This window comes from Mastigocoleus testarum BC008 (assembly GCF_001456025.1).
GTDB lineage: Bacteria > Cyanobacteriota > Cyanobacteriia > Cyanobacteriales > Nostocaceae > Mastigocoleus > Mastigocoleus testarum.
This window is the reverse complement of the sequence record NZ_LMTZ01000151.1, coordinates 17806-31242: the sequence shown is the minus strand read 5'-3', so window position 1 is coordinate 31242 and position 13437 is coordinate 17806. Positions and strand designations below refer to the sequence as shown.

The window sequence follows — 13437 nt, the reverse complement described above, 5'->3', positions numbered from 1 at the left end:
GAATTGGGGATTGAGAATTAGTGATTTACTTGAGGAATTACTAAAGTGACTAATGACCGATCGCGAAAGAAGACTTGAAACCATTACTATTTCGAGGAGGAAGAAAATCATCAAGAAAATCTAAATGTTCTCCAGGAAGATGATTTAGTTCTTCCGGTGTACCCTGGATATTCAAACGTCCTTCATCCAAAAGAACAATCGAATTAGCACGTTGAATAACTTTCGGACGGTGGCTAATCATGATTGTGGTTTTACCTTGACGATAGTGAAGTAATCTATCCAATACTTGTGTTTCGCTAACGGGGTCAAGCGCACCTGTAGATTCGTCTAAAATTAGTATTGGTGGGTTAGTTGCGATCGCTCTTGCAATAGCTAATCTCTGTTTTTGTCCGCCAGAAAGGTTGGCTCCAAACTCTCCTAAAACAGTTTGATATTTATCAGGTAGTTTACTAATAAATTCATCTGCACCAGCAATCTGACAAGCTGTTACTATATCTTCAAAACTAATATAGGGATAACTAAAATTAAAATTATCAATAATTGAACGACTCCAGAAGTGAGCTTCTTGAGGAACTAATACTACTTGTTGTCGCAGACATTCTAAAGATAAATCTTGCTGATTGTATATACCATAACGGATGTTACCCGACTGAACTTTATATAAGCCAGCAATTAGTTTCGCAAGGGTGCTTTTACCGCAACCGGATTTACCAATTAAAGCAGTTACTTGACCTCCAGGAATATTTACAGAAAAATCTGACAATAAATTGACTCTACCGGAGTGGTGAAAGTTGAGATTGTTACAGATAATGTCTTCATTTTCTGAAATTTCAGCCCAAGGCTTTTTGAAATCATTCTCATCTTCTGGAGTTGCATCAATGACTTCTGTTAGGCGTTGAATTACTATCTGAGCAGTGACAAACTCATCGAGCAATTCGATACACGAACTGAGAAAGCCAAGAAAATTACTGCTCATGCCCTGAAATGCCAGTAATTGACCGATACTTAAAGTATTATTAATGACTAAATAACTACCCAACCAAAGTAAAGCAATACTATTGAAAGTTGAAAATAAGCCCGTAATCGTGTTGCTATATAACCCTAACTTCATGGTCTTCCAACTGATATTAGCCAGACGACCATAATTTCCCTGATACTCCTGCCAAGCCTGGGGTGTAGCATGTGTAGTTTTTAATACCTGAACCCCACGAAATGTCTCCACTAGAAAACCTTGGTTTTCTGTACCTTCAACAATCATCTTGCGAGTTTTTTGTCGCATTGCAGGTAGGAAAAGCAGATTAATACATGCAACAACAATAAAAGCAAGAATAGAAGCTAGAGTCAGAGTCCAGGTGTAGAAGAGCATAAAGCCCAAAGACACCACAGCAATAAAAAATTGACTGGGTAAACCAAGAACAATTCCGGAAACAAGTTCGTTAACTGCATTAACATCAGCAATACGACTAACAACTTCTCCACTGCGTCGCCCTTCAAAATAGGAAAGAGGTAAGTGTAGAAGCTTTCGTCCATAGTCTAAAATTAAGCCTAATTGTAATCTTTGACCAAAATGACCAATTAAGTGAGATTGAACTAAAGAAATCGCACTTTGAATCAGGCTCATTACAACCACCCCTATTGCTACAGTAGTTAGCATTTGGGTATCTCCCCGCACTAAAACATCATCTGTGAGTAGTTGCATCATTAAGGGAGAAGCGAGAGATAGCAATCCTATGGCAAAGTTAATAGCAATTGCTTGTAGCAGAAGAAAACGATACGGCCAAACACGTTGGATGTAACGTCCTATACCACCTATTTTGTCGGATTCTTGTTGGTAAAAACGGCTATCATCTGGTGTCAGCAAAAGCATTACGCCGTTACCCCAAGATGTCATTAATTCTTGGCGATTGAGATAACGGATACCAACACCTGGATCGGCAACTACATATTTTTTACCCTTTTTACCGTACAATACTGCCCAATGGTAACCTTTCCAATGAATAATAGCTGGTAAAGGTGCTTGGTGTAATTGATCAAGTACTTGAGGATTAGCTTTTACTTGACGGGTATTAAAGCCTAATGCTTCTGCACCACGACTTAATCCCAATAGAGTAGTTCCTCGAGAACCTGTACCTACTGCTTCTCGAGTACGCTTAAGAGTAAAGGTACGCCCGTAGTGTTTTGCAATAGTTGCAAGACAAGCAGCACCACAGTCTTCTTCCGAGTGTTGTTGGACAATATGGTATTTCATTTTTTAAAGGGAGTCATTTTATCAAATACTTTTCTCTACTCAGAAATAATTTATGGTTATAAAATTTAAACTTAAGATCTAGATTTAAAACTAAGATTTAAAATTAAGATTTGAAATTAAGATTTAAAATTCAAACTTAAACTTAAAGACAAAGCTGATTCCCAAATAATTGTTTCTTGTGAAATCAGCTTTGAGATAGAAAGTTCCTAACACGAGCGATGGTTTAAAATTTGAGGATGGCGAGCGCAATCCTGCTATTTGTCCAAAGGAGTAAAGCCAAGCCGCATTCAAAGATAAGTTTTATTTTTACCTTGTTTAGTTTTTGAACAAGAAAATAGGAAACTGGGTACTATTTTTATCTTTGAATGCAACTTTTTATCGTTCGGACTATACAAGCTCAGAGGTTCCAAACAACAAATCTACTTGTAATATCTTTCAATCTACAATTTATAAGCTTTATAGAGATTGATATTATATCGTTAAGCAGAATTACTGTTTATTTGGAATTCATTTCTTAGGTCCATGCACCGATATCATAGAGTTCAATGTCGTATTTATAAGCAGTACGGGTATTAAGTCGGAACGCATACTTACGTCCGTTTTGTAAATTGTATTGCTTCAATTGAACACCTGGTTTACCAGCATCATAGTCAAATTTAATTAGTCCACCACGATCAGTAACCCAGAATGAATTAGTACTTGGGTATTTTGTTCTTTTACCATCAACGGTATAAGGAATTTTGTAGCGACCAGTTTGGTTGTAAACTTTGAATACTTCGTATTTACCGCCACCATTCTCAAACCGACCACCACTGATTGTTTCAGCTGATTTTTCGTTTAAATCTGCAAACAATTCTTGGTTAATAGAAGTAATTTCTGTGTTAGTTTTAAGGTTGGACATATTTTTTCTCCTTTATTTAGATTAACTCATTTTATAGAGTTTTATTTGTGTTTGAGAAAGCTTGTTTTTTGCTTTCTGTAATTATTATCTCTAACTAAATAAATCAATAATTCAGTTAATTTGAGTAACATTAAACTGAGTTTTAATTGTGATAATTCAGATTTATTAAGGTAAGGAATTTCTATTTCATATTGGAGGCTCAATACAAAGGATACAAATAGAAAAAGGAGTAGTGACGTAAATTCACTACTCTTTAGGAGAATATATGCATGAGGATCGGGAATTCAAACTTTAGTTAAATTTAAATTTTTCATTGCCAGGATTTACCTGTGGACAAAATAATTACATTAATTACAATATAATATTAGTGCATATAGGATTCCCATAATGAAATGATGTTCTCAAATAATTTGTGGTTGATAAAGATTACGGAATACCTAATTACACATCGTAGATTATATTTGCTAAAATATGATCAATTTATGTCTTGTATCTTAAATTATTTATGATAAGAATCATATTATAATTAGTTTTTATTCAGGTTAGGTTTAGCTTCATTTTTTTATTCTTAGATTTTACAGTTGAAAAAAATATCTTACTAATGAATTAGGTTATATAGGTCAGCCAATAAAGCTTTATTTAGTTTATATAAATAGTATGTTTGATATTTTTCCTAAATAGTTGAGTCGAATTGAGTAACATCAAACTGAATATCCATGGGTAAATTTTAGCTAAACTCAGGTAAATTGAGTTTAAGTAATAAAATTTTATATTGACTTGAATTTAGTTTAATTTATAAATAAAAGCTTATGTAAAGCAATATAATTTTCTTTGTTCGCATTACTTTAATATATTTTATAGAATATTCGCGAGATTTGATTTTTCGAGAAATATTTGAAAACTAGTATTTGTATAAACCTTGATCAATCAAGGTTCTATAACCTAAAAACAATATACTTTTGAGGTAAATAATGATTTGCCCAAAGACTAATAATGTATTTATTCCATTAATAAATTTCCGCATAAAAATAATTGTATTTATAAAATTGATTTTGAATAAGTTTTTGCAAAATAACTGATCGAATGGTATATCAAAAAAATAAGAGCGATCTAAGTAAACAAAGAAAAATAATATTCAAAGATTCCCTCAAAGAAAAAATAATACTGTAGAAAATTAATTATGAACCTTCCACTCAACTCCCACTATCACTACCAAGCTGGGGGAAGTTTACCTCCTGATGCTTCTAGTTATGTTGTTCGTGAAGCAGACTGCGAACTTTATAATGCTTTATTAGCGGGAGAATACTGTTATGTCCTCAATTCTCGACAGATGGGAAAATCCAGTTTGCGGATAAGGACAATGAACAAGCTGGAAACTCAAGATATTGCTTGTGTCGAAATTGAGTTGAGTGGAATTGGATCCCAAGAAATAACGCCGCAACAATGGTATGGTGGTATTATTCAAGAATTAATTAGTGGTTTTGAGTTAAAAATATCTCGACGTAATTGGTTGCGCGAACAGGAGGATTTATCTCCGATACAGCGTTTGGGAGAATTTATTGATACAGTATTATTAGCACAAATTAGTAAAAATATAGTTATTTTCATTGATGAGATAGACAGTGTTCTTAGCTTAAGTTTTGCCACGGATGAATTTTTTGCACTGATTCGCAACTGTTATGATCGAAGGGCAAGTAGACCAAAATATAGAAGACTGACATTTGCATTGTTAGGTGTCGCAACTCCTGCAGATTTAATTCAAAATGAGAAGTCTACTCCTTTTAATATTGGTCGAGCGATTGAGCTTCGGGGTTTTAATTTACGCGAAAGCCACGCTCTACTTCAGGGATTAACTCAAAGAGTTAATAATCCTAACGCAGTATTAGAAGAAGTACTCTATTGGTCAGGAGGACAACCATTTCTAACTCAGAAAATATGTTCGCTGATTTCTCAAGACTCAGAAATTCACACACCTAAATCCATCGACCAATTAGTACAAAAGCGAATAATTGAAAATTGGGAAGCTCAGGATCAACCAGAACATCTTAGAACAGTTCGCGATCGCATTCTTAGAAATGCCCGTTGCACTCAAACATTATTACAAATATATCAAACAATACTTCGTAAGGGAAAAATCAAAGCTGAAAATAGTCGCGAACATTTAGAATTGCGCCTTTCTGGATTGGTAAGCCAACAGGGAAGTCATTTAGTTGTTAAAAATCGAATTTATGCAACGGTATTTAATAGCTATTGGGTTGAGCAATATTTAGATACATCAGAGCTTGCGACAGAGTCTGCGATCGCTCCAATCTCCATTTGGAGTCCCATTTTAGTCAGCACGCTGACAGCTATCCTGATTATAGGAATTCGTTCCCTTGGTTTATTGCAAACATGGGAATTAGTCGCTTTCGATAGTTTGATGCAACAGCGACCAAAAGAAGAACAAGATCGAAGAATTCTATTAGTAACTATTACAGAAGATGATGTTCGATCCCAAGCAGTTGCAGAACGAGGAGCGTCATCTCTATCAAATCGTTCCTTGGACAGATTAATCAAAAAATTGCAGGAGAATCAAGCCAGAGTTATTGGTTTGGACATCTATAGAGAAATACCTGTAGAAATAAAATATCAAGACTTAATTACAACTATGCAAAAGAGCGATCGCTTCTTTGCAATTTGTCTGTATGGTCAAGCCGATGGAAAATCAGGTATTCGAGCTCCTCAAGAAGTTCCTCCCCGAAGTCAGGGATTTAATAATGTACTCTTTGACAAAGATAGAGTTATTCGCCGTCATTTGTTAGCTGTAAGCAATGATGCATTTCCCTGCGAAAATCAGTATGCGTTTAATTGGCACTTAGCAACCCGTTATTTAGAGGATAAGGGAATTCAAACCGAATTTACTCAGGATAATTATTTAAAGTTAAGAAATATTGTATTTAGGACCGTAAAGCATAATAGTGGTGGTTATCATAATATTGATGCTGATAGTCATCAGATTTTACTTAATTACCGTGCAAATGATGAAATAGCACCGAAGATTTCTCTGCAAGAGATTCTTAGCGAACGATTTAATGCAGAGTTAGTTAAAAATCGGATTATCCTAATTGGTACGACCGCTCCAAGCTTTAAAGATCATCTTTGGCGTACTCCCTACAGTAACAATCCTGGATCAGTAGAAACAATGTCTGGAGTGGAAATTCAAGCTCATATGGTTAGTCAAATCCTCAGTGCAGTTTTAGATAACCGACCTTTGATTTGGACTTTACCTGAATTTGGTGAAATCATCTGGATTAGTTTTTTTTCTTGTACGGGAAGTCTCCTTACTTGGAGTCTGCGTTCATCTCACCTTAAAACTATAGTTGCAACGGGTGCTAGTTTGGGTGTTTTATACGGTATTTGTTGGAGTGCGCTAGTCGTAAGTGCAGCCTGGTTACCTTTAATACCCAGTTTTTTTGCATTTGTTGGTAGTACGGGAAGTTTGATGATTTATGTTAATAATTACAACCGATGAAATCGTGTTTGCCTAATTACTTTTCATTAAATGCGGAAGGAGAAGAGAGAATGGTGCAGAGGGAGAAAGGGTTTCCGGTTTTTCGCACAGGTATGGAAATCATATTATGTTACACCTCCGGATAATCGGTTACGATAAAAGTTGAGGGTGCAAGGATGAGCGATGCCGAAACGAATTAGCATAGCAAAGGTGGATGAACCAATTGCAATATACAGCAAAGCGGCACAAAGTGCTATCGGTCATTTGAAAAACTTGATGATTTGGAAGAAGTCTTATTTTATCGGTGCTAATCTTTACTTCAACAGCAAGATTTGATTCAAGGTTTAACAAGTTTTTATTGGTGAACTCAAATCGGCGTTTAATCGTAAGTCATTAACCGGACATGATATCATAACGAATTTACCGAATATGATATGAGACTTAATCGTACAAAGATACAAAGCAGTCTAATTATTTAGTATATATAGGGTTAACATATATAGGAATCCGGTTTTATCCATATTACCTACAGTTTTTCGTATTATACGAATCATTATTATAAATTAACCTCAATTGAACTCAATTATTCAGAATTAGATTAATTTTTACAATCCTCAATTAACCTCAATCATTGAGGTTAAAATTTCAATATAATTAAATTTATTGAGTAAATCATACAGAAATATTGACATATAATTTTTGGATTTTCTACTTTCCTACATATTGTCATACTGAAATTTTATAAATTAATTTTGTCTTAATACTAATCATGCTTAATCTCTTTAATTTCCTCTCTTTAAGGAAGAAAAGTATTTTGCATTATGACAATATTCGCTAAGGAATAGTAGTAAAAAGCTCTATTTTAGTAGTAAAAAACTCTATTTTTTTACAAATATGTTGCATGAAACACACAAGATAAATTCACAAGAGTCAAGTATTAACACTAAAAAGATATTAACATCATTCCAACGCAAATTACTACAAAAAAGTTTGCAAGATGAGTTGTCCGATCAGTACCGCCAGCGAATTCAGATTATGCTTTTAGCTGATGAGGGAAAGACTCAAGCACAAATTTGTCGTGTTTTGGGGTGTTGTCCAGCGACAGTGCGACATTGGATGCATATAGCTCGTACAGGAATGGCACATCAATGGCAAGATTGTCCCATTGGCCGTCCTAAAGCCGTTAATGAAGAATACTTGGAACGTTTAAAGGAACTATTGAGTGATAGTCCTCGTGATTATGGTTATTCCTTTCGCCGATGGACAATAAACTGGCTGAAAAAACATATGACGAAAGAATTTGGGATTGAAATCAGTGATCGCCATCTCAAACGAATACTCAAACAGATGGGATTATCTACTAAACCGAAACCAGTAAAGATTCAAGAAACTAGCGTTCAAGGGAAAGAAGGTCAAAGTATCTTAATTCACGATCTGAAATCCGCTAATGGTTCCGATTCTAATGGTTTTTGGTTATTCAATCCCAGCAACATGGAATGATATTATGGTTCGAGATATATCTAATCTATTGATTTCCCCTCAGAATTTTACCAATACTCTAGGGCATCGTCTTTCAGAACCAGAATTATCATCCTGCCTCAAACAAATAAAATGCCTAGAGCCTCCTGTTGGTAAGTTTTGGCAGAAAGTTGATGCTGAGGCAGGGGTCTATATTGTAATTTCTGGAAAGGTCAGACTAATTAATAGTGCAGGCAAGTTAATTACCAACCTAGAAGCCGGAGCCTCATTTGGAGAGTGTACTTTCTTTCCAGAAGAATCCTTTGAGTCTTACTCAGCTAGAGCTTCACTAAAAACAAAGCTCTGTTATCTTACTCCTGAACTGTTATTTCCCCTGATTAGCAAATATCCTCAAATTCGTGAGCATTTTTATCGTCAGGCACAAGTCCAAGATTCGCAGATGATTCCGGCAGAAAATTTTTTGGGAGAAGGGGGGATAAAAAGAGTAGGTAAATCGGGTAAAAATAAAGAAATCCCTATATTAGAAGAGTTAAAGCCAGGAAAAAAGCTTAACAAAGTCTACTTTCCTAGACCCACTCAAAAAGTTGGTCATTTTTGGCAGCGAGTTATCCGGCGCTATCCGTTTTTTGCCCAACAGAGTTATTCTGACTGTGGTGCTGCCTGTCTGGTGATGGTAGCTCGCTATTGGGGAAAAAGATTTAGTGCTAACCGGTTGCGAGATATTTCCAATGCTGATCGTAACGGAGCTTCATTGCGGGGACTATCAGCTGCAGCCGAAAGTATTGGTTTTTCTACTCGACCTGTAAAAGCTAGTCTGGATCGACTGGCACAACAAAATCTTCCTGCTATTATCCACTGGGAAGGAAAACATTTTATTGTTGTTTATGAAATCACTCATAAGCATGTGGTAATTGCTGATCCTGCCATTGGTCAGAAAACTCTTAGCTGCAAAGAATTCAAAGCAAATTGGACTGGTTATGCACTCTTACTACAACCTACAGTACTGCTAAAGGATGCTAAGGAGAATATAAATTCCTTCTGGCAATTTTTTGAGTTGGTAAAACCTCATGCTTTAGTACTACTAGAAATCTTTATTGCTTCTGTGCTGATTCAAGTATTTGGTCTAATTACACCTATATTTACGCAGATAATTTTAGACCGAGTGGTAGTACAAAGCAGCGCCCTAACCCTGACAGCAGTCGGGTTAGGCTTGTTGATGTTTAGCCTGTTCCGGGTTGCTATTACAGGTTTGCGGCAATATTTACTTGACCACACGGCAAATAAGGTAGACTTAGCGTTAATTGTTGGCTTTATTCGCCATACTTTGCAATTGCCTTTGAGTTTTTTTGAATCTCGTTATGTTGGTGATCTTACCTCTCGTATCCAGGAAAACCGTAAGATTCAGCAATTTTTGACTGGTGAGGCTTTATCGATTCTGCTAGATTTATTGACAGTTTTTATCTATGTGGGATTGATGTTTTGGTACAGTTGGAAGATGGCACTACTAATGTTAGTAATTGTACCGCCCTTTTTCCTGTTGGCATGGATTTCTACACCTTTTTTAAAACGAATTTCTCGGGAAGTCTTTAGTGCAATTGCAGCTGAGAGCAGTTACCTCATTGAAGCTCTTTCTGGTATTCGTACTATCAAGTCTACAGCAGTTGAACAGACTGTGCGTTGGCATTGGGAAGAACTATTAAATAAAGAGGTTAAAACTAACTTTTCTGGGGAAGTTATTGGCAATCGACTGCAGATTTTTAGCAACACTATCGAGTCACTAGCTACTGTTTCAATGCTCTGGTTTGGAGCATGGTTAGTAATTCAAAATCAGCTCACGATTGGGCAATTAGTAGCTTTTAATATGTTGTTGGGTAATGTTATTAACCCTTTTCAAAGACTGACGGTGTTGTGGAATGAGTTACAGGAAGTGGTGATTGCAATAGAGCGCATTAATGATGTGCTGGACTACGAGCCAGAAGAAGATTTGCAGCATCAAGCGCGGCAATCATTACCTGACTTGCATGGTCACATTTGCTTTGATAATGTTACCTTCCGTTATCATCCAGAAAGTGATATTAACGTTCTGGAAAATCTTAGTTTTGAGGTTAAAGCAGGACAAATGGTAGCGCTAGTGGGGCGTAGTGGTTCAGGTAAAACTACTATTTCCAAGCTCATGTTGGGGTTATATACCTCAACAGATGGGAAAGTGTTAGTTGACGGACAAGATATCACCAACCTTTCGTTAGCCTCATTGCGGCAGCAAATTGGTGTAGTGGATCAAGATACATTTCTCTTTGGAGGAACAATTCGAGAAAATATTGGTCTTGCTTATCCTTCTGCTACTTTAGAAGAAATTATCGCGGCGGCACGACTAGCAGGTGCACATGAATTTATTCAAAAACTGCCCATGGGGTATGAAACCCAAATAGGGGAGGGAGGCGGTACGTTGTCTGGGGGACAGCGCCAGCGTCTAGCCATTGCTCGTGCTTTATTAGGAAATCCCCGCCTATTAATTTTAGATGAAGCAACCTCCCACCTCGATGCAGAATCGGAGCAAATTATTCAGAAGAATCTCAATACCATTCTCCAAAACCGCACTACTCTAGTTATTGCTCATCGTCTTTCTACTGTACGCAAGGCTGACCTAATTTTAGTCTTAGATAGGGGTGTGTTGATTGAAAGCGGTACTCACGAAGAATTAATGGTGAAGAGAGGACATTATTTCTATCTCAATCAACAGCAGTTAGATGTTGCAGAATGAACTAGCTTGTAATTATGCTACCTCTACAGAAAGACGCTTTGGATCTATAGCGCAACTACAAACCTGGGTTAACCTAGGGTGATTCTTTCGTATCATCTAGTCAACAATCCAAAACTCAAAACACTACTATGTCTGAAAATCATACGTTGAATGGACATGCTCCTACTGAAACGATCCCAGATGAGCGTCATTATGACAACTTAATTACTCAACAATATATTTCTAAATCTAACAATAATAAATCACCTCAAAGTCATGACTGGTCTTATGCCACCAAAGAGCTTTTAGATAGTTTGCCACAGGTTTGGACAAGGGGATTACTCTATTTTGTGGTGGTGTTTATAGGTATTGCTTTACCTTGGGCAATGTTTTCTCAGGTTGACGAAACAGGGACAGCAAAGGGACGACTAGAACCAAAAGGGAAAACAGTTAGACTTGATGCCCCTGTTGAAGGAACTGTAGCAGCAATTAAGGTAAAGGAAGGTGAATCTGTAAAAGCTGGGCAGAAGTTATTAGAACTGAAATCAGAGTTAGTTAGTGCTGAACTTCAGCAACAAAGACAGAAATTAGAAGGTCAAGAAAATCGTCTACACCAGCAAAATTTGTTGAAAAACCAGTTGATACTCGCACTGCGTACCCAGCAGCAACAAAGTCAAGCTCAACAGCTAGAAAAACAGGCGCAAGTAGAGCAAGCACAGCAGAATCTTGAAACTCTTAGATCCGCCTACAGTTTACAAAAAGAAGAATTATTTGCACAAATAGAGCAGGTACGACAGGCTATTGAATCTAGTAAAGTTGCTTATGATTTAGAACAAATTCGTTTAAAAACTGCCCAAGAAAAAATTCCTCGTTACAAAAAAGCTTATGAAGAGGGTGCGTTATCCCAAGAGCGCTTCTTAGAAACTCAACAGTTAGCAAAAGAAGCTCAAAAAAATATGATGAAAGCTGCATCAGAAACAAGAAAAGCTCGGTCTCGTTTGAGAGAAAAACAAAGTAGTTATGAAAATAAGATTCATAAAGCATCTTCGGATATTAAACAAGCTCAACTCCGTTGGCAAGAACAAAAACGTAGTTATAAAAGTTTGGTTCATTCTGGGAAATTAGCTGTACTTAAAAGTGAGGAACAGTTAAAGAATTTAGATGGAGAAATAACGACCCTTGAAGCAGAAGTTGCCCAAACAAAAAGTCAGATTCAATCTTTGGAATTTAAGTTAAGCCAAAGGGTGTTAAAAGCACCTATAGATGGCATTGTATTTCAGTTACCAATTAAAGGTGAAGGCAGCGTAGTACAACCAGGAAAAATGATAATGGAAATAGCACCACAAGGAACATCATTAGTACTTCGAGCACAGATGGCGACCACTGAAAGTGGTTATTTAGAAAAAGGAATGCCTGTGAAAATTAAGCTAGATGCTTATCCATTTCAGGATTATGGAGTTCTAAAAGGGAAATTAATTAATATTTCTCCTACTACCTCAGAATTAGACACACCTAAAGGCAAGGTAGCAGTTTATAATTTGGAAATTTTCCCAAATCAAAACTGTATTGCCACAACTGACAAGTGTATTCCTTTACGTCCTGGGGATACAGTAACTGCTGAGGTAATTGTGCGGCAACGTCGGATTATTGATTACGTTATCGATCCATTTAAAAAGTTGCAGCAGGGAGGTTAGAATCCCCGGGGCATGATTCTAGTTATCAATATTTACTAATCGCTGTTCACTAATATTTTTTAATCAGTAATTACCACTAAATAAATAGGATTAATATGATACCACAATCTATTACTATTACTAACGAAGATATTCTACGCTGTGTTAAGCTATACTGCGAAATTCCTACGTTAAACAAAAAAATTATCACCCGTAAAGTTATTGAGAATACAGCAAATGAGGTTGGTGTCAAAGTAGATACTGAGGAACTTCAGCAAGCAGCAGATAAATTTCGATTTATGAATAAACTTAATAGTGCTGAAGATACTTGGACATGGCTGAAAAAACATAACCTTTCTCTAGAAGATTTTGAAGAATTTATTCGCATCGATTTACTTAGTAATAAATTATTACAGCATTTATTTTTAGATAAGATTGAACCCTATTTTTTTGAATATCAATTAGATTATGTGGGAGTAGTTATGTATGAGGTTGTATTGGAGGATGAAGAATTGGCGATAGAACTTTTCTATGCGATCAAAGAAGGTGAAATGAGTTTCTATGATATTGCTCACCAATATATACAGGATACTGAATTACGTCGAAAATGCGGATATCGGGGGATAGTACACCGCAAAGATATGAAGCCAGAAATTTCTGCTGCTGTTTTTGCTGCTAAATCGCCTCAGTTTCTTAAACCAGTTGTCACTTCTGACGGAGTACACTTGATTTTAATAGAAGAAATTATTCAACCACAATTGGATGAAACGCTGCGCCAGAAAATTAGTTCAGATTTATTTTCTGAATGGATCAACGAAGAAAGTGCAAAATTTGAGATTATCAATGACTTGGAAGACCATTGCTTAACCAATAACACTGAAACCTACCTACTTAGTAAATAGTTAG

At 36.3% G+C, this 13437-nt stretch carries 8 protein-coding genes; 6 read left to right on the top strand and 2 right to left on the bottom strand.

Features of this window, described 5'->3' with window-relative positions:
• Positions 1–49: 49 nt before the first annotated feature.
• Together BC008_RS40410 and BC008_RS40405 are read right to left on the bottom strand one after the other, a co-directional pair.
• Entirely contained in the window at positions 50–2248 is a 2199-nt protein-coding gene (locus BC008_RS40410) for a peptidase domain-containing ABC transporter (RefSeq protein WP_027843173.1), read from the bottom strand.
• Between the two features lie 514 nt (positions 2249–2762).
• Positions 2763–3149 (bottom strand): hypothetical protein, encoded by a 387-nt coding sequence (locus BC008_RS40405; protein WP_027843174.1) that lies wholly within the window; start codon positions 3147–3149, stop codon positions 2763–2765.
• A gap of 1180 nt (positions 3150–4329) precedes the next feature.
• Between BC008_RS40405 and BC008_RS40400 the strand changes: the two genes are divergently transcribed.
• The 6 genes from BC008_RS40400 to BC008_RS40380 all read left to right on the top strand — a co-directional run bounded on the left by BC008_RS40400 (position 4330) and on the right by BC008_RS40380 (position 13433).
• Entirely contained in the window at positions 4330–6660 is a 2331-nt protein-coding gene (locus tag BC008_RS40400; RefSeq protein WP_027843175.1) for a CHASE2 domain-containing protein, read from the top strand.
• A 162-nt stretch (positions 6661–6822) separates the two neighbouring features.
• Positions 6823–6975 carry a hypothetical protein gene (locus BC008_RS50075; protein ID WP_161938218.1) on the top strand — a complete coding sequence of 51 codons (153 nt, stop codon included), beginning with the start codon at positions 6823–6825 and terminating at the stop codon, positions 6973–6975.
• A 558-nt stretch (positions 6976–7533) separates the two neighbouring features.
• Complete coding sequence (locus BC008_RS40395; protein WP_036265314.1) at positions 7534–8139, top strand: helix-turn-helix domain-containing protein; 606 nt, start codon at positions 7534–7536, stop codon at positions 8137–8139.
• 4 nt (positions 8140–8143) lie between these two features.
• A complete protein-coding gene (locus BC008_RS40390) occupies positions 8144–10879 on the top strand; it encodes a peptidase domain-containing ABC transporter (RefSeq protein WP_027843176.1) in 2736 nt (911 codons plus the stop codon).
• Positions 10880–11007: 128 nt separating this feature from the next.
• Positions 11008–12552 (top strand): HlyD family efflux transporter periplasmic adaptor subunit, encoded by a 1545-nt coding sequence (locus BC008_RS40385; RefSeq protein WP_027843177.1) that lies wholly within the window; start codon positions 11008–11010, stop codon positions 12550–12552.
• A gap of 98 nt (positions 12553–12650) precedes the next feature.
• Positions 12651–13433: a peptidylprolyl isomerase gene (locus BC008_RS40380; RefSeq protein ID WP_058184646.1), complete on the top strand. Its 783-nt coding sequence runs from the start codon at positions 12651–12653 to the stop codon at positions 13431–13433.
• Positions 13434–13437 lie beyond the last annotated feature (4 nt).